We start from the raw sequence: 18,193 nt of genomic DNA, 5'->3' as shown, positions 1-18,193 counted from the left end.
ATCCCAACCAATGAAAAATCCCGCTATTAAAATACAAAAAACAGAATTACTTTCTGACAATTGGTATATTTTAAACAAAGTGACTTTTGACTATCAAAAAAAAGACGACTCCTGGATTTCACAAAAAAGAGAAGTTTACGACAGAGGAAACGGCGCCGCCATTTTACTATACAACACACAACAAAAAACAGTTATTCTTACGCGACAGTTCCGCTTACCAACTTACCTTAACGGAAATAAAACAGGAATGATGATTGAGGTTTGCGCAGGGCTTTTGGACGAAGACCATCCAGAGCAATGCATCATTCGAGAAACCGAAGAAGAAACGGGATATCGCCTCACTAAAGTTGACAAAATAATGGAAACGTATATGTCGCCTGGAGCAGTAACCGAAATTTTATACCTATTTGTTGGAGAATATGACCAGTCCATGAAAGTCAGCGACGGTGGCGGAGTCGAACATGAAGAGGAAAATATAGATGTCTTAGAGATGTCTTATGAGGAAGCCTACGCGATGATCGAAACTGGGGAAATAAACGATGCCAAGACCATTATGTTATTGCAATATGCCAAAATAAAGAATCTCGTTTAATTTAAGATGCACAATCAAACCAAAGGAGTGCTTTTTGCCTTATTGGCCACTTTACTCTGGTCCGTAAATATGGTAATTGCCAGTGGTATTAAAGGGCACATTCCTCCTATTGGATTGGCTTTTTGGCGCTGGACAATTGCTTGTATCGCTTTGGCTCCATTTGCAATTAAAAGCACTGTTGAAAGTTTTAAACTTATAAAGCAGCACATGCACTATCTTATGCTGACAGCGGTATTGGGCATTACTATTTTCAATACACTGATTTACGTTGCAGGAAAAACAACAACTGCTGTCAATTTATCTTTAATCGCCATTTCGATTCCGCTATTTATTGTCGTCCTCTCCAGAATTGTTTTTAAAGAAAAAGTGTCCAATTTAAAAATAATTGGAATTGTAATCATAATTACGGGTGTTCTTGTTCTTATTACCAAAGGCTCCCTGCAGGCATTGCTGCATATTAACCTTACAACTGGAGATGTATTGATGCTCGTCTCCTGTTTCTTTTTTGCCTGTTACACCCTATTAGTGCGACAAAAACCAGCGGGGCTAACCCCAAAAATATTTTTATTTAGTGTTTTTGTGTTGGGTGTGATTTTCCTTTTTCCGTTTTACCTTTGGGAACATTTATTTTATAAAAAAGTAATTTTTGACACTAAGACCGTATTGGCAACCACTTACGTTGGTCTCTTTGCCTCTTTAGTTTCCTACTATTTGTGGAACGAAGCGATTCGGCTGATAGGGACATCCAAAACAGCACTAATTTATTATTTAATCCCTGTATTCAGTGGAATCTTAGCTTATTTTTTTTTGGGCCAGGCCATTGTAATAACTCAGGTTATAAGCATGGGAATCATTATCATCGGTTTGCTGATAACCAATCGGGAGTAACTATTTTATAGCTGTAACAGCAATAAAAAAAGTGCACTGAAAATAGTCTCATTTGCACTTTTTTATGTTCAAACTAGTAATTCGGAAAAATAATTACCTGTTAGGTTGCGGAGTCATTCTTAAATATGGTTTTACTCTTTCATATCCTTTTGGAAATTTTGCAGCAATATCTTCATCCTTAACAGCTGTTGAAATAACCACTTTTTCTCCATCTTTCCAGTTTGCCGGGGTGGCAACGCTATAATTTGCTGTCAACTGTAGACTATCAATTACACGCAGTAATTCATCAAAATTTCTTCCCGTCGATGCCGGATAGGTGAGCGTTAATTTTATTTTTTTGTCAGGTCCAATTATAAAAACGGAACGAACCGTAAAGTTTTCACTGGCATTGGGATGAATCATGTCATACAATTTCGCTGTATGCTTATCTTCATCAGCAATAATTGGAAAGTTAACCGTGGTGTTTTGAGTTTCATTTATGTCTTTAATCCACTCTATATGAGAATCTAATCCGTCAACGCTCAATGCGATCACTTTTACATTTCTCTTTGCAAATTCAGAATAATAATTAGCCACAGTCCCCAATTCAGTGGTACAAACAGGTGTAAAATCAGCAGGGTGCGAAAATAAAACGCCCCAGGAATCACCTAGCCATTCATGAAATTTTATTTTTCCTTGAGTAGTTTCTGCCTCAAAATCCGGAGCTATATCTCCTAATCGTAATGTTGCCATGAGTTTTTGTTTTTATCTTTTAAAATTAAATAAAAAAACAATAGCACCTACCATGAAAATTATAAATAAAGTATAAATTAACTTAGGCCCCTTTCTTTTTCATATTGGGCAAGAATAAGTAAAAACGCCAATAAGCGGCAGAAAAGAACTTAATTTATAAACGTATTCAATACTTGTCTGATCTGCAACATACCCCAAAACTGCCGAACCTAGACCTCCCATTCCAAAGGCAAAACCAAAAAAAGTCCCGAAATCATCCCTACTTTACCAGGCATTAATTCCTGCGCGAAAACTAAAATTGCTGAAAAAGCTGAAGCGATAACGATTCCGATGATAGCAGCCAGCACTCCCGTCCAAAATAAATCGGCGTACGGCAATAATAAAGTAAATGGTGCCGCTCCAAGAATAGAGATCCAAATGATATATTTTCTTCCAAACCGATCTCCCAAAGGCCCTCCTATTAATGTTCCTGCAGCCACCGCAGCTAAAAATACAAACAAATGAAACTGCGATTCCTGTATCGTCAAACCAAATTTATGCATAAGATAAAAAGTAAAATAGCTTGACATACTCGCCATGTAGAAAACTTGGAAAATATCAACAACAATAAAACCGCTATTGCTATGTTAATTTTTCTTTTGGACAATGGAACAGCAAAATCTTCTGTAACTGTTCTTTTTGCAGCCCCAAGATTCAAATGACCCTGATACCAAAGTGCAATTTGGGACAAAATAATGATTCCTAAAATGCCTGCCATTACAAACCATATGATATTCAACTGACCAAAAGGAGCCACAACCAACGCCACTAACAAAGGCCCTATTGCACTACCTGAATTCCCTCCCAATTGAAAAATGGATTGCGCCAAACCTCGTTTTCCTCCCGAGCCTAAATAAGCGACACGAGAAGCTTCCGGATGAAATATGGAAGAGCCGATTCCTACAAATGCAACGGACACCAGCAGCATCCAGAAAGAAGTTGAAATCGATAAAAACCCCAATCCGATGATCGTAAATAACATCGCAATTACTAAAGAATAAGGTTTTGGATATTTATCGGTATAAAAACCCACAAAAGGTTGTAAAATAGAAGCGGTAAGTTGGAAAACGAATGTTATCACTCCAATTTGAGTGAAACTAAGATTAAAATTTTCTTTTAATATGGGATAGGTCGAAGGAATAACCGATTGCATTAAATCATTTAGCAAATGTGCAAAAGCTATTGAAAATAAAACCGAGTAAACTGTTCTTTGAATAATTGGGGCATTAATGGTTGGTGATGCTGCTGCTGAGGAACTATTCATATGCTACAAATAAAAGGGGCTAAAATTAAATATATTGTGCCACGAAATACCAAAACGCCAGTGTTACAAATGACAAGGGTATTCCAAAGCCAATCATCATACTGCTCAATCTGGGTTTTAAACCATGCGAAGTAGCCAAAATACTTGCTGTAATCATAGGAGCCATAGCAGCTTCCATAATGGATACCTGAATCGTTTTTGAACTTTGATCCAAAATTACAACATACAATAAATAGATTAGCGCCGGAGTCAAGATTAATTTATACAAAAGTCCCAATCCTAAGAATTTCCAATGCTGGCTTTTCCTGTCAAATCGCAATTGCAATCCAACGGAAAGCATGGCCAAAGGGGTCATTACACTCCCCACCTTTTGCAGGCCAATTTGAATATATTCGTGGAAATCAAAATGGAATACATTCATTAAACAAGCTAACAGAAAAGTAATAAATGGAGGAAAGAACAGTATTTTTTTTGCAATATGAAATCCATTGGGACTTCCGGCAGAAAATAAAGTAGCCACAAGAATTCCCAATGTCGAAAGCACCACAAAAGTACCTGGCTGATCAACCAGAATGGCAGTTTTCAAACCTTCTTCACCATACAAGGCCTGGATAATTGGAAAACCTAAAAATGAAGTATTCCCCAAACCTGCGGTTATAATTAAACAACCCGTGAGTTTTTTTGACCACCCAAATCTATTTCCTAAAAAGCTAAAAAACAAATACGAAACTGTAAAACCAATCCATGTTACGCCAATAGGAAACAACAGCTTATTATCCCATTCTATTTTAGGAATATAATACAAGGCCAAAGCGGGAAGACAAATATAAATAACCACATTATTTAAAATCTTATACGTATTGGACGGAAAACGTTTTACCTTTTGCAATACGATTCCAAAAAATAAACAAACGAAGATTAGGATAATGTTGTTCATAGGGTACAATTGAATGCAAAAATACCATTTAAATTTATTTAGAAAAAAAGGAAATCACCCTTTTGATTTTCCATTATATAAAAAAAAACAAAAAACACGCTAATTCCAATTTTAATCATATATTTGTAATATATTTTATTACAGTATGATTTCAGGTAAATTTGCAATAACGGTACACATCCTTACTTTACTCTCTAAATTCCCAGACGACTATTTATCTTCTGAATTTATAGCGGGAAGCATGAATTTACATCCTGTTTTGGTACGAAAGGAAATAGCAAACTTAAAGAAAAACAATATTATAGAAAGCAAAGAAGGTAAAAATGGCGGAACGAAATTGTTAAAATCCGCTTCAGATATTTCATTGGACTCCATTTTTAAAATGACTTTTGACACGGTAACTTTAGGTTTTTCAAAAAACAAACCGAATCCAGATTGCCTTGTTGGAAAGAAAATCAATGAAAATCTAGAAAATTTATATGATACCCTCAATAAAAAAATCAGCTTGGAATTAAGCGCAATGTCATTGGCAGATTTTGCCAGTAAATTTTAAAACTATTTTTTTGAATTAAACTGTAACATTTTTTATTACTTTAAATAAATACAATTATGAAAATCGCAATTATCGGAGCCACAGGATTTGTCGGCTCAACCATTTTAAATGAATTGGCCAGTCGTAATCATGAGATTACAGCCATCGCAAGAAACCCTAAAAATGATGAAAAAGCAAACATCAAATGGGAGAAAGCAGACATCAATAATAAAGAAGAATTATCTAAGATTATTGCAGGAAATGATGTGGTAATAAGCGCTTTCAACGCCGGATGGTCCAATCCCAATTTATACACTGATTTTATTGAGGGCTCAAAAGCCATTCAGGAAGCAGTTAAAAAATCAGGCGTGAAACGATTCATTACAATTGGCGGTGCAGGAAGTTTATTTGTCGCCCCTAATTTGCAAGCGGTAGACACACCGGATTTCCCAAAAGAATATCATGAAGGAGCCACAGCAGCAAGAGATTATTTGAACATCCTTAAGAATGAAAAAGATTTAGACTGGGCCTTTTTCAGTCCCGCTTTCGAAATGCATCAAGGCATCACAACAGGAAGAACCGGAAAATACCGTTTGGGATTAGACAATCCGGTTTTGGATGAAAATCAAAGAAGTATTTTGTCAGCTGAAGATCTGGCAGTTGTTATTGCTGATGAAGCTGAAAATCCAAAACACCACCAGGTGCGGTTTACTGCAGCATACTAATTAGTATCCTAAATTTTCTACAAAACAGTTTCATAAGGCAATCGCTTTTTGAAACTGTTTTTGTTTTCACTACTTTTACTCTTCAAATACATCGTTTTGTCAAATAAAAAACAGCATCCTAGCGCCTTACACGAAAAACCTGGAATTCGTCCGCCGGAAATTATCAGTTCAGTCGCTGTTGAGCATATCAAAAAATTCAGAAAGATCCAACCGTCCTCAAAAGAATTGGTTGAAGGAATATTAGCAGCGAATATAACGGCACTGAGTCGGGCCATTACTTTAATCGAAAGCACCAATAGTGATCATTTGGCAAAAGCCAACGAAGTGATCAATGCTTGTTTACCTTACGCCGGTAAATCCGTAAGAATAGGAATAACAGGTGTCCCGGGTGTTGGAAAAAGCACCTTTATTGAAGCTTTTGGAAAATACTTAACCCATTTAGGGAAAAAAGTAGCTGTTCTCGCCGTCGACCCCAGCAGTTCGATTTCCCATGGAAGCATTTTGGGTGACAAAACCCGAATGGAAGAATTAGTTAAAGACGCAAATGCTTTTATTCGTCCTTCAGCATCGGGAGAAACATTGGGTGGTGTTGCACGAAAAACCCGGGAAACCATTACCCTTTGTGAAGCCTGCGGGTTTGACACTATTATAATTGAAACTGTCGGAGTTGGTCAAAGTGAGACCGCAGTTCACAGCATGGTGGATTTCTTTTTACTTTTAAAAATTTCTGGTGCAGGGGATGAACTACAAGGTATCAAACGTGGCATTATGGAAATGGCAGATGCTATCGTAATCAATAAAGCAGATGGCGATAATGTTAGAAAAGCCAATTTAGCAAAAGCAGAATTCAACAAGGCTTTGCATCTTTTTCCAGCTAAAAAATCAGGCTGGACTCCTACAACTTCAACTTGTAGTGCACTGACACAGGAGGGAATTGACGCTGTCTGGACAACTATTGAGCAATTTCTGGAGTTGACAAAAGACAATAATTATTTCTTTGAAAAGCGAAAAGAGCAAAACCAATACTGGATGTTAGAAACGATTAACGAACAGTTGAAATTAAATTTCTACCATCATCCTGAAATTCAGCATCTATTGGATTCAACTAAAAAAGCAGTGCAAAATGATGAAATTTCACCTTTTGCAGCCGCTCAAATATTATTGGAAAAGTATTTTAAAAAATAAACTTACTCTTTTTCATAACGTTCCATTTCCCTATCGTAAAATTCATTGGCAAGAACTATTAATCCTTCCATTTCGGCATTCAATTCGCCCTCATCAAGGTCTTCCGCCTCTTCCATGAATTCTACCTCATCATCTTTTAAATTGATGATAAATCTTGGATAATCTAAATGTACGATAAAAATATCTTCGGGAAAATCAGTATTGTCGCCTAGTAAAAATTTTGGTAATTCCATTTTTTTATGTTTAATCAATTAATCATTGTTTCGGTCATTCCATGAATCAAATAACCGAAACCTATTTATCAGAAAGAATAACTGGTGCATTTCCCCTACCATTCATAAAAATAATTTTTGAGTTGGGAGAAGCAGCTAGTTCTTTTTGCGCTTTTATCTGTTCGTATTGCAATTGTTTGTCTGACAAACCAGTTGAAATAATTCTCTGATAATCAGCAATCCCCTGAGCTTCCACTCTTTTTCGTTCGGCCTCCTGTTTTTCTTTTTGAAGGACAAAAGTCATTTTCTGCGCATCCTGCTCTGCATTTATTTTACTTTCAATAGATGCTTTTACTGATGTAGGAAGATTGATATTTCGAATTAACAATTGCTCTAAAACCAATCCTCTGGTTTTAAAATCAGCTTCAATAGTTTTGAAAATTCGTTGTTGAAATTCATTTCTTTTCGTAGAATACAAAGCTACTGCATCATAATAAACAGCATTATCACGAATACGGGTTCTTGTTACCGGACGAACAATTTTATCCGAATAATCCACTCCAATTTGTTTGAAAATTTTAGGTGCCGACTCCGGTGAAACACGGAACAAAACTGTCAGATCAATTACCACTTCCAGTCCGTCATTGGATAAAACACGAATGGCATCGTCGCCCGTTTGGGAACCTTCTCCATGCACTGCCGACATCGTGTAGTTCTGGGTTTGAATATCAAACTCGGTTACATCCAGTAATGGATTTATCAAATGCAAACCACTTTCCAAAACATCGGGCTGAACACTTCCGTAAAGCGATTGAACTCCCACTTTTCCCGCATCAATCTGTTTGAACATCGAAGAAAAGAGCCCTAAAGCAATTACTAAAACTCCAATAATTTTCAGAACATTTGCGAATTTAGAAAACGGATTTACGTTACTTTTTAATGAAAAACTAGTAATCAATAAAATTATTCCAAGAATAATAAATAGTATCATTTTTTTTATTTGGCTGGTTAGGTTTTATTTCTATGCTATTATACGAGTAAAGATAGTAGAAGTTACATTGTAAGAACAGTATTATTTATGATTGTTTAAAACTAATTTTCTTGTTAATCTCGCAAAGCGAATATACAAAAATAAAGCGGCAGCTGTTAGTCCTGCCAAAAGTCCAATCCAGATTCCTACTGCCTGCAAAGAAGTATATTTCCCCAGATAATAAGAAATAGGAAAACCGATAACCCAATACGCGACAAACGTTATGTACATCGGGATTTTTACATCCTGCAAACCTCTTAACGCGCCCAGAACAACAACCTGAATCCCATCTGAAATTTGAAAAATTGCTGCAATCAAAAGCAGTTTAGATGTTATTATAATGATATCTTGATTGTCCAACCCCTGAGCAGCATCGGTCATATTCAAAAATAAATGAGGCAAAAAATTATGAAAAACAACAAAAATAATCCCGAAAAGTGTTTCCAGCATAATCGCCAACAAAAAAATGGATCGGGCAACGATTATCAAATTTTTATAATCGCCCATTCCTTTAGTATGGCTCACTCTAATCATCGCGGTAACGCTCAAACCCATAGCTACCATGAAGGTCGATGAAGCAAGAGTAAGCGCAATTTGATTGGCAGCCTGACTGTTTTTCCCCAAAGAACCCGAAAGCCATATTGCCGCAGTAAATAAAGTTACTTCAAACAGCATTTGCATCGCTGAAGGCAAACCAAGATTAATGATTTTTTTCAAAACTGATTTTCGTATTTCTTTGAAACTAAAATTTGTGAAATGCCTTTTCAAAGTTTCATTTCTTTTCATTAGATAATGCATAAAGACAACCATCATAATTCTTGAAATCACAGTTCCTAATGCTGCACCAAGAATTCCTAATTTTGGAAAAATCCAAAATCCATAAATCAGCGCATAATTAAAAAATACATGAACCACATTTGCCATGAAAATAGCATACATCGAATATTTTGTCTTCGCTAAACCATCGGCAAATTGCTTATATCCCTGATAGATAATAACCGGAATTAAAGAAAAGGCCACCCAATCAATATAAGGAGCTGCCATATCAGCTACTGCTTTGGGCTGGTGCATTAGGTACATTATTTGTTTTGACAATACTGTCAAAATGAATAACGCTACTCCTAAAACGGTACACAAAAGCAGTCCATGATGAAAAGTAGAACGGATTTTTTTATCATCCTTTTCGGCATCAGCCTCAGCTGTCAATGGAGTTATAGCCGTAGAAAAACCTATCCCTAAAGATAAAGCAATGAAGATAAAGCTGTTACCGAGCGAAACGGCCGCCAACTCAGTAGAACCAAGGTTACCCACCATGAAATTATCTACAATCCCTATTAATGTATGGCCAAGCATTCCTAAAATCACAGGATACGCTAATTTTATATTATAAGAAAACTCTTTGGTATATTGAGATAAATTCACTTTCTGTTTTTTTGTTGGCAAAGATAAATAGAAGCTTTCAATTGCATCGATACTATTGCAAATATAAAGGCTCCGCTTCAGCGATTATTTAAACAAAACAAGGAATTCTATAACAAAACCCATTAATTCTATAACATTTCGAGCAATTGCGGGCTATACATTTGTAACGTTGTTTTGAATCAAATAAAAATCAAGACAGCACCAAAAAAATTATTAATAAAAAATTACAATTATGAAAATGACAGGAAAAATCAAAATGTTATTTGTGTTCGCAATAGCAATGATGTTTGCTAGTAATGTACAAGCACAAGAAACAAAAGAAGCAAAAGAAGCAACAAATTACGATCAGGGATTCCGTTTAGGATTTGGTTTAAATGCAGGATACTCTATTAATGATCCTTACAAATTGGCACTAGGGGCTGATGCGAGAGTACAGTACGATTTGTCAAAAAGATACTCTCTAACGTTGACAACTGGTTATAGTAACTTATTTGTTAGTAAAGCAGATGGTAATGATTTAGGATTTATTCCGGCTAAAGCAGGTTTTAAAGCTTTCGTATGGAATGACCAATTTTATGTAATGGGAGAAGCCGGTGCTGCTTTTGCAGTATCTAATAATTACAATAAAACGTCTTTATTGTTGTCTCCAAGTATTGGTTATGCTTCAAAATACATTGATGTATCATTACACTATGAGCACTATTCTGACTTCGAAAAATTGAACAATAATGGTTCTACAGGAAAAGGTGTTGGGCAAGTGGGAGTTCGTTTAGCCTATGGTTTTGAACTATAAAAGATATAGTCGTTAAAAAAGATGCCCTGAAAATTTTTTCAGGGCATTTTTATTTATAAAATTTTTTATCGGTTAAAGTCTCCATAAAGGCAACAAGCTGCTTTTTTTCCAGGTCTGTTAAATTTAATTTATCCGAAGGTAAGGTTTGATTTAACAAATTAAATCCCAATCCATTACCACCTCCCTCATCGTAAAAATCAATTACTTCTTCCAGGGATCTAAAAACACCATTGTGCATATAAGGCGCTGTCAACGCAACATTCCTTAAAGTCGGTGTCTTGAAAGAATGTTGATGAAGTGCCGCTTTTGTCAATTCAAATTTTCCTAAATCCGTATCCAATTTTTTGTTCGTATCGGGAACACCTAAGACTTCACTTTCGGATTTCACAAAATTTGGTGGCACCGTTCCGTTCGTTAATGGAATAAAATGACAGGTAGCACATTTTGCTTTTCCGGCAAATAAATTAAATCCTGCAATTTCGTCCAGATTAAACGTTTTCTCCCCCCGCATATATTCATCGAATTTCGAATCGTAATCACTCAAAGACCTTATATAAGAGGCTAATGCATTTTTTATTGCAAAGGCATTTATTGCAGTTTTAGGGAATGCCTCTTTAAATTTGATAGTATAACCCGCATCCTTTTTTAAAGCCAAAACGGACTCTTTCAAAGAACCATGCATTTCATTTTCATTTGTAATTACAGCGACAGCCTGGTCTTCAAGATAATTGACCCTGGAGTCTGAGAAGAAAACACGTTGAAAAGCAATATTAGAAAGCGTTGGTGTATTTCTTTTAATCAGCGATTGACCATCTAAGGCGACCGCCTTTTCTAATCCATCAGTAAAAGCTTTGTCAGCATGGTGGCAGGAGGCGCAGGAACGCGAATTATTTCCAGACAAAATCGGATCATTGAACAATAATTTCCCCAACTCAATTTTCTCCGGGGTCGTTTCATAATCTGGAAATCCCGAAAAAGCTTCGGTATCAAAAGCTTTTGTATCAAAAAGGGTCTGGGCAGTTGTTTTTAATCCTCGTTCTTCCTTAATAAAAGCAATTTTCAAATCCATTTGAGTTTTATACAAACCCTTACTCAGCGGATTTGCAATTCGCAGAATAAAACCAGCCCGGTCAAATTCATTAAACCTGGTATTCTTTTTCAAATACTGTTTCCCTTCTTTGATCGTTTTTAAAACCGAATTAGAACTCGAGTCATTTGAATTATCGGCATAAATTTGATAATACTGCTCCATACTTTCTAATGATGCTAACGCTTCAGGAATTGAGTTTTGGGCAATTGGAGAATCAAATCCGGAAATTCCTAAAGTGATCATTCTAAAAACTTCCAACCGCATCGCATCAAAAATATGGGAATCGGTTAATTCATTAGTTTGCGACACTTTGTCCAATCGTTTTAAATTTGCGGAAAGAATACCGATTTCTTTTAGCAGTTCGGCTTTTGATCGATAGTCATACTTGGGGAAAAGAAATTCTTCGATTACCTGAAATCCTTCAGGAGGGACTGTCTTCCCTTCATCTTCTTCAAACTCATCCAACGCCGGTCCGTTAATCGCTTTAGAAACAACAGGAAAATAATATTCACTTATCATTTCTACACGCTTATAGCTTTGACGCGCCTGAAGAAATTGTTTCTGAATTTTTGGCAAAACAACATCTGATTTCACTAAAAGTTCCAATTGGGCAACATTTTGAATCAGCACCTGAATGTCGGATTGAAACAAATTATTTATTTTTTCGTCTTTGGGTAGGTTTTCACAAGAGAAAAGGAGCATCGACAGTAAAAGAAAAAAGAAATTTTTCATAAGAAATTTTAAAAATGAGGAGAAAGCAAAAACCACGATTCCTAATAGGAAACCGTGGATTTTTGTAACTGTTTAATTTAGAGATAAATTATCTGGCAAGTCCTTTGATTATTACAATTTGGCTGGCTTGATCTTCATTTGGACGATTTGTTCCCCCATCGACTCCTTTATATTTTGTTCCTCTCCAGGTATGTGGCTGCACACTTAACAAAAAGGTATCGTCAATTCCTAACTGCTCCGATACATCAATTAATGCTCCATATTCCCAATCTCCAAATTTACTAACTCCCCCTACATTATATTTTGCAGCATCAGTTGCATCACGACGATGATCCAACTCTACGACCACTTTCAATTGTTTGGTTGCAATATTGTACTGATAAATATAACCATCATGCGTTTCGTCTCCATATCCATTCGAATCTTCCTGAACATAAACGTAATTTTTTGTAACACAAATGTTATCTGGATTTTGAAATTTTCCAGCAATTCCTGTACGATCGTCACCATCAAGAATTACCTGTAAAGTTCCTGTTAACGGATTTGCAGCATCTAAATTTAACTTGTAAACTCTACCATACTTCGTTCTTGAAGCATCCGCATTAACTCCGGTAGTATTTTGTCCTGTAGCATTAAAGTAGATTTCGCGATCTGCTGCATCTCCTCCTTTTCTGTAATCCAAATCTTCAACTCTACCAAATTTTATCGCTTTAAGGGTATTTACTGAGGCATTAATTTGAGCCCCGGTCATTGTAGTATGATTCTCGATTTTTACAAACGAAACAGCATACGTTTGACCAACAGCCATATCTTTTTCTCTTTGATTGTCATCTGTTCTTTTCATCATATATAAAGAACCATTCGCTAAATCTCCAACAGTATTGGAAACATACATAAATACCTGACCTCCATAGGTACCGGAATCGTCGTCACCAATTACAACAACTGTTTTTCCTGCAAAAGCAGTCTTTCTTAAAGGCAAAGCATTCTCTGCGCTTAACCTTCCAAAACCTGGTAATTCTTTAGAAACAGAGGCAGAACCAACATCTCCATAAGGATTTAAAGCATGTGTACGAGATTCTTCACCTGATTCACCACAGGTTAAATAAAGTGGTCCAAAACCCTGTTCAGCAACAGTTGCCATTGTAGCACCGCATAATCTCCAGGTTCCTCCGTTCGAATTCAACAAATATTCCCCTTTTGTAGGTTTGAACGTTTTGTCTAATGTGATTCTGGAAACTGCAAAATTATCTTCCTGATTTACTAAAAAGGTAAAAGTCCCATCTTCATTTTTCAATAAACCTGAACCGTCCGCAGATCCCCCAAAAACATAGCTTGGACTTCCTGCTAAAACATCATCTGAAGTAACAAGCGAAAAAAGCTCCAGACTTTCAAAGCCTGCTTGTTTTTTCAATAATACGGGGGTTACAGATTGGTTTGCTAAAACCACATTGGTAGTTTCATTCGAAGATTTAGCATCATTCTCACAAGAGATTAATGAGGCCAAAAATAACAATGGTAAAATAATTCTTTTCATCTTGGTCGATAGTTTTAAATTCAAGGCAAAGAAATGCACTGAATTTTAACTTCAAATGAACTAAATATTAATAAAAAGACAAGAGTTCACTACGATTTTCAACTCTAAAAACAATAAATTTACATGCTAATACTACGATAATACAGTAATAAACTTAAAATAACATTCAGGAGAAAGTCCACTCGACCTATTTCTCTTTCTTCAATATTTCTTTATAGATTTCAATATTTTCCCTGATTTTTTCATCCATTTCAGGTTCTTGAATATCGGTATGTTTTTGCATTTCTTCCCAAATAATTTTGGCAACAATATATCTTGCCATTTCCTTATCATCCGCAGGAACGATATACCAGGGTGCATATTCTGAACTTGTTTTATTAATCGCTTCTTCGTAATAATGCATATAATCATCCCAGCGCTCCCTTTCTTTCAGATCGCCTGTTGAGAATTTCCAATTGTGTTTTTGTTCTTCCAATCGGCGTAACAAGCGTTCTCTTTGCTCTTCTTTGCTCATATGCAAAAAGAATTTCAACATAATTGTTCCATTTTGGGTAATGTGCCTCTCGAAATTATTGATCTGTTCCATCCTGTTTTCCCAAAATTGCGGTGTAATATCATCTACTGTTTCAATACCCGGTAAATTTTCATTCATAATATATTCCGGATGCACTCTGGTGACCAAAACGTTTTCATAATGCGATCTGTTAAAAACCGTAAACTTGCCTTTTTCAGGTAAAACCAAATAATGCCTCCACAGATAATCATGTTCCAACTCGCTTGAATTTGGCGTTTTGAAACTGTGGACCACAACACCCCGTGAGTTAAATTCCTTAAAAACTTCCCGAATCATGCTGTCCTTCCCGGAGGTATCCATGCCTTGCAGACAAATCAAAACACCGTAGCGATTGTGGGCATACATCACATCTTGTATTTCACTCAATTTCACCTGTACCTTTTCCAGCTTCTCTTCTTTATCATCATCATCGGCTTTACTAAACAAGTTGGTAGGGATTTCAGACAATTTAATTTTGTCAAGCACTTTAAAATCGTTGGGATCTATAGACTTCATAAGAAATATTTTATCTTTGTTAACTCAAATATAACAAAAAATAGGGAGCTTTTTCCTGCTGTACGCTTGTATTTTTTCCTTTATAAAAGGAAAAGATACAAGCGTACAGCAGGACCAGGACATTCCTTTTCAAAATAAACCTTATGGAAAAATTCACGCTTGAATTACTATTTCAAATCATCGGAATTGGCTCTGCCTCAGGACTTATTCACAAAGACGATTCCTTGTTTGTAATCTCTGACAACAGCTCCTTCCTTTATGAATACCGCGTCAAAGAAAAAGAACTCCATAAAATAAAACTCTTCGAAAACAGCCAGGAAAACATTCCGAAAAGAAACAAATTTGACTTTGAATCCATAATGCAAAAAGGAAACAAATTCTATTTTTTTGGTTCCGGTTCCACACCTAACAGAAATAAACGGATCAGTTACGATCTTACTTCTAAAGCAATAGAAGAAAAAGATTTATCCGTTATTTATGGTAAACTAAAACAAACCGCTTCTATTTCGGATAATGATTTAAACATAGAAGGTGCTTTATTTCACAACGAAAAATGGCATTTCTTTCAACGAGGAAATGGAGCACAATCTAAAAACGGTATTTTTATTTTAGACAAAGAAGGAAATGACATTCGTTTTTCCCCAATCTCGTTACCGAAGATCCAAAACATAGAAGCTACCTTTACCGATGCAATTCTCGTAGAAGATAAAATCTATTTCCTGGCAGCAGTAGAAAACACCACCTCAACATACGAGGATGGAGAAGTATTTGGAAGTTTCATCGGAGCTTTATCATTAGAGACTTCCGAAGTTGCATTTACCCAAAAGGTTTCAGCAACCCATAAATTCGAAGGATTAACTTTATTTACGCATTCAAAAGAAAAAATTGAATTCTTACTCTGTGAAGATAAGGACACCGAAGCTTTGGAAACGGATATTTACAAATTGACTTTAGACAAAAAATTTTAAAAATTAAACGATGACTGACTTAAAAAATAAAAATGCCCTGATTACAGGAGCTGGAAAAGGAATTGGAAAAGCTATCGCTTTGGCCTTAGCCAAAGAGGGCGTAAATGTGATTTTGGTTGCCAGAACACAGGAGGAAATAGACAATGTAGCAGCAAAAGTGCGTTCTTTAAGAGTAAAAGCACTTGCAATAACCGCTGATGTTGCTGATATCAATTCGGTAAACGCTGCCGTTGAGAAAGCATTGGCTGAATTTAAAACTATAGACATTTTAATCAACAATGCCGGGATCGCCGCTTTTGGCAAATTCTTAGAATTAGAACCTGAAGCCTGGGAGCGCATTATTCAGGTAAACTTGATGGGAACCTATTATGTGACACGTGCCGTTTTGCCCAATATGATTGAAAGACAAACTGGTGACATCATCAACATTTCTTCAACAGCGGGACTAAGCGGAAATGCTTTGACCAGTGCTTATAGTGCTTCTAAATTTGCAGTTTTAGGATTGACCGAATCGTTGATGCAGGAAGTTCGCAAGCACAACATCCGTGTAACGGCATTAACTCCAAGTACTGTTGCCACTGACATGGCCAAAGAACTAAAGCTGACCGATGGTAATCCTGATAAAGTCATGCAATCCGAAGATATGGCCGAATTAATCATCGCGCAACTCAAACTAAACAGACGCGTTTTTATAAAAAACAGCAGTATTTGGTCTACCAATCCATAAGATGATTTTAATTCTAGGCCTATAAAGTAAGCAAGAACACGCAAACTACTACTTAAAAAACAAAACCATTAAAGAATTGAGTTTCCTATTTCTTTAATGGTTTTATTTTAGCAAAAAAAAACATACTGATTAGCTGTTGATTACAAAAATAATTTTGTCTTTTTGAAAAAAAAACATTTCCTCTCCCAACCTTTTTTAATTTTTAACGCTCTTTACTATTAAAGACCTTATTGTGATAAACGAAAATCTAATACTAGCCTGCAAAAAAATGCAACGAAGCGCCCAGCGTCAAGTGTATGAGCTACTAGCTCCTAAAATCTATGCGAGTTGCAAACGCTATTTAAAGCAGGAGGAGGAAATTGAAGAAGCAATGGCAGATGCTTTTTATACCATATTTACAAAACTAGATCAACTAAAAGAAATTGGTGCTTTTGAATCCTGGGCAAGAAAAATAGCAGTCAATCAATGCTTGGCCACTATAAAAAAGAAAACCAACTTCAATATGTATCTCGATGATGTCAAAACACTATCGCAACCTTTTACAGATGAAGCAACAAATCTTGAAGAAGAAGATTTACTCCATTTACTCCATCATATTCCCCAGGGATGCAAGACTATTTTTAACCTCTTTGTCATTGAAGGCTACAGCCACAAAGAAATAGCCAGCATGCTCAACATTTCAGAAGGCACTTCAAAATCACAATTGAATGCCTCAAAAACCAAATTGAAGGAATTAGTAAACCATCTGTATTACCAAAAATCGAATTAGTCATGGACAATCAAGATAAAATAATTAACAAAATCAAAGCCGCTGCACATCAAGCGGAGCAACAAGATTTTCCTGGAATGGAAAAGATTTGGGCACGTGTAGACGAAAAACTCGACCAAAAGGCATTGCAAACCAAAAATAAAGTTTGGAAAAAAATAGCCATTGCTGCATCCGTCTTACTATTGGTTTCTTTAGTATACCAATTATTAAAACCATCTGAAGCCAATCAAAAAACTAACGAAATAATAGTTCAAAAAGATTCTGTAAACCCAATCGCACCAAAAATAGCAGAAAAAGTAGTTACCGCTGCAATAATCGATACTGCAAAAATTAGTAGCGTTATAAAAGAAACCCAAACAGTTACTGCATCTAAAGACATAAAGGATAAAATTTCTACACCAGCAGTTGTTGCCCTACAAGAAGTTCAAACGAAAAGCGATGATAAAACAGCTGGAGCCGAAAAAATGATGCTCAAAAAAGAACGGGCTGACAAGAACAAGAGTAACTTTAACAGCGGGGCAATTTATGATGCTATTGAAGTACAATCTGCCTACGCAAATACAATAACGCAAGAGCCCACACCGGAGACAAAAACAATTGCAGCAAATGCTCCTCTGGTTGTTAGGAACGGAAAAATTATTTCCAGTGCAAAATACAAGACGATGCAGGAAACTAAAAAAGAAATCTTATCCAACCTCGATAATGAGGAACTGGAATCGCTTATCATTCTCAAAGAACCTTTGTACATCATCAATGGTATTGAATACAGTGAAGCATCGCTTTTTGGACCAAATCCTACTAGTCCTTATGCTCCATTGAGTAAGCAAAAAATTGAAACACTTGAAATTTTGCAAAACGAGGAGGCAACTGCAAAATATGGGGATAAAGGCAAAAAAGGAGTCGTAATTGTCACTACTAAAAACGGAATTCCACTGCAGCACTAATTCGTA

At 36.1% G+C, this 18,193-nt stretch carries 18 protein-coding genes and 1 pseudogene; 10 read left to right on the top strand and 9 right to left on the bottom strand.

Annotated features, from left to right (window positions below):
• Positions 1–10 precede the first annotated feature (10 nt).
• Together nudK and ACNQGH_RS12885 are read left to right on the top strand one after the other, a co-directional pair.
• Positions 11–592 (top strand): GDP-mannose pyrophosphatase NudK, encoded by a 582-nt coding sequence (gene nudK, locus ACNQGH_RS12890; RefSeq protein WP_417956421.1) that lies wholly within the window; start codon positions 11–13, stop codon positions 590–592.
• A 6-nt stretch (positions 593–598) separates the two neighbouring features.
• Positions 599–1,480, top strand: a complete 882-nt coding sequence (locus ACNQGH_RS12885) for a DMT family transporter (RefSeq protein ID WP_417956420.1) — start codon at positions 599–601, stop codon at positions 1,478–1,480.
• Between the two features lie 93 nt (positions 1,481–1,573).
• Here the strand turns inward: ACNQGH_RS12885 and ACNQGH_RS12880 are convergent, their stop codons facing one another.
• From ACNQGH_RS12880 to ACNQGH_RS12870, 3 genes and pseudogenes are all read right to left on the bottom strand, one after another.
• The gene (locus ACNQGH_RS12880) at positions 1,574–2,212 is read right to left on the bottom strand and encodes a peroxiredoxin (RefSeq protein WP_417956419.1); all 639 of its coding nucleotides are present in this window, start codon (positions 2,210–2,212) and stop codon (positions 1,574–1,576) included.
• Between the two features lie 82 nt (positions 2,213–2,294).
• Positions 2,295–3,515 (bottom strand): annotated as a pseudogene (locus ACNQGH_RS12875) (MFS transporter).
• 25 nt (positions 3,516–3,540) lie between these two features.
• Positions 3,541–4,452: an AEC family transporter gene (locus ACNQGH_RS12870; RefSeq protein WP_417956418.1), complete on the bottom strand. Its 912-nt coding sequence runs from the start codon at positions 4,450–4,452 to the stop codon at positions 3,541–3,543.
• Positions 4,453–4,597: 145 nt separating this feature from the next.
• On the opposite strand from ACNQGH_RS12870, the gene ACNQGH_RS12865 reads away from it, so the two are divergent.
• The 3 genes from ACNQGH_RS12865 to meaB all read left to right on the top strand — a co-directional run bounded on the left by ACNQGH_RS12865 (position 4,598) and on the right by meaB (position 6,894).
• The gene (locus tag ACNQGH_RS12865; RefSeq protein ID WP_417956417.1) at positions 4,598–5,005 is read left to right on the top strand and encodes an Rrf2 family transcriptional regulator; all 408 of its coding nucleotides are present in this window, start codon (positions 4,598–4,600) and stop codon (positions 5,003–5,005) included.
• 56 nt (positions 5,006–5,061) lie between these two features.
• Positions 5,062–5,709 carry an NAD(P)-dependent oxidoreductase gene (locus tag ACNQGH_RS12860; RefSeq protein WP_417956416.1) on the top strand — a complete coding sequence of 216 codons (648 nt, stop codon included), beginning with the start codon at positions 5,062–5,064 and terminating at the stop codon, positions 5,707–5,709.
• Positions 5,710–5,805: 96 nt separating this feature from the next.
• Positions 5,806–6,894, top strand: coding sequence for a methylmalonyl Co-A mutase-associated GTPase MeaB (gene meaB, locus ACNQGH_RS12855; RefSeq protein WP_417956415.1), 1,089 nt, complete (start codon positions 5,806–5,808; stop codon positions 6,892–6,894).
• Positions 6,895–6,896: 2 nt separating this feature from the next.
• Here the strand turns inward: meaB and ACNQGH_RS12850 are convergent, their stop codons facing one another.
• From ACNQGH_RS12850 to ACNQGH_RS12840, 3 genes are all read right to left on the bottom strand, one after another.
• On the bottom strand, positions 6,897–7,127 hold the full coding sequence (locus ACNQGH_RS12850; protein ID WP_417956414.1) for a hypothetical protein: 231 nt from the start codon (positions 7,125–7,127) through the stop codon (positions 6,897–6,899).
• Between the two features lie 61 nt (positions 7,128–7,188).
• Positions 7,189–8,097: a prohibitin family protein gene (locus ACNQGH_RS12845; RefSeq protein WP_417956413.1), complete on the bottom strand. Its 909-nt coding sequence runs from the start codon at positions 8,095–8,097 to the stop codon at positions 7,189–7,191.
• An 81-nt stretch (positions 8,098–8,178) separates the two neighbouring features.
• Positions 8,179–9,558, bottom strand: coding sequence for an MATE family efflux transporter (locus ACNQGH_RS12840; RefSeq protein ID WP_417956412.1), 1,380 nt, complete (start codon positions 9,556–9,558; stop codon positions 8,179–8,181).
• Positions 9,559–9,790: 232 nt separating this feature from the next.
• Between ACNQGH_RS12840 and ACNQGH_RS12835 the strand changes: the two genes are divergently transcribed.
• Entirely contained in the window at positions 9,791–10,351 is a 561-nt protein-coding gene (locus ACNQGH_RS12835; RefSeq protein ID WP_417956411.1) for a hypothetical protein, read from the top strand.
• A 49-nt stretch (positions 10,352–10,400) separates the two neighbouring features.
• On the opposite strand, the gene ACNQGH_RS12830 is transcribed toward ACNQGH_RS12835, so the two are convergent.
• The 3 genes from ACNQGH_RS12830 to ACNQGH_RS12820 form a co-directional block, all read right to left on the bottom strand.
• Entirely contained in the window at positions 10,401–12,173 is a 1,773-nt protein-coding gene (locus ACNQGH_RS12830; RefSeq protein WP_417956410.1) for a cytochrome c peroxidase, read from the bottom strand.
• Positions 12,174–12,261: 88 nt separating this feature from the next.
• Positions 12,262–13,710 carry a PhoX family protein gene (locus tag ACNQGH_RS12825; RefSeq protein WP_417956409.1) on the bottom strand — a complete coding sequence of 483 codons (1,449 nt, stop codon included), beginning with the start codon at positions 13,708–13,710 and terminating at the stop codon, positions 12,262–12,264.
• A 187-nt stretch (positions 13,711–13,897) separates the two neighbouring features.
• Positions 13,898–14,779, bottom strand: a complete 882-nt coding sequence (locus tag ACNQGH_RS12820) for a PPK2 family polyphosphate kinase (RefSeq protein WP_417956408.1) — start codon at positions 14,777–14,779, stop codon at positions 13,898–13,900.
• Between the two features lie 143 nt (positions 14,780–14,922).
• Between ACNQGH_RS12820 and ACNQGH_RS12815 the strand changes: the two genes are divergently transcribed.
• The 4 genes from ACNQGH_RS12815 (at position 14,923) to ACNQGH_RS12800 (ending at position 18,187) form a co-directional block, all read left to right on the top strand.
• Positions 14,923–15,747 (top strand): DUF6929 family protein, encoded by an 825-nt coding sequence (locus ACNQGH_RS12815; RefSeq protein WP_417956407.1) that lies wholly within the window; start codon positions 14,923–14,925, stop codon positions 15,745–15,747.
• A gap of 10 nt (positions 15,748–15,757) precedes the next feature.
• Positions 15,758–16,474: a 3-ketoacyl-ACP reductase gene (locus ACNQGH_RS12810; protein WP_417956406.1), complete on the top strand. Its 717-nt coding sequence runs from the start codon at positions 15,758–15,760 to the stop codon at positions 16,472–16,474.
• Between the two features lie 268 nt (positions 16,475–16,742).
• Entirely contained in the window at positions 16,743–17,243 is a 501-nt protein-coding gene (locus ACNQGH_RS12805; RefSeq protein ID WP_417956405.1) for an RNA polymerase sigma factor, read from the top strand.
• 2 nt (positions 17,244–17,245) lie between these two features.
• Positions 17,246–18,187, top strand: coding sequence for a hypothetical protein (locus tag ACNQGH_RS12800; protein ID WP_417956404.1), 942 nt, complete (start codon positions 17,246–17,248; stop codon positions 18,185–18,187).
• Positions 18,188–18,193: the final 6 nt, after the last annotated feature.

The organism is Flavobacterium kochi (assembly GCF_048286715.1).
Taxonomy (GTDB): Bacteria; Bacteroidota; Bacteroidia; order Flavobacteriales; family Flavobacteriaceae; genus Flavobacterium.
The sequence above is the reverse complement of the archived record's forward strand: the minus strand, read 5'-3'. Positions and strand labels throughout refer to the sequence as shown.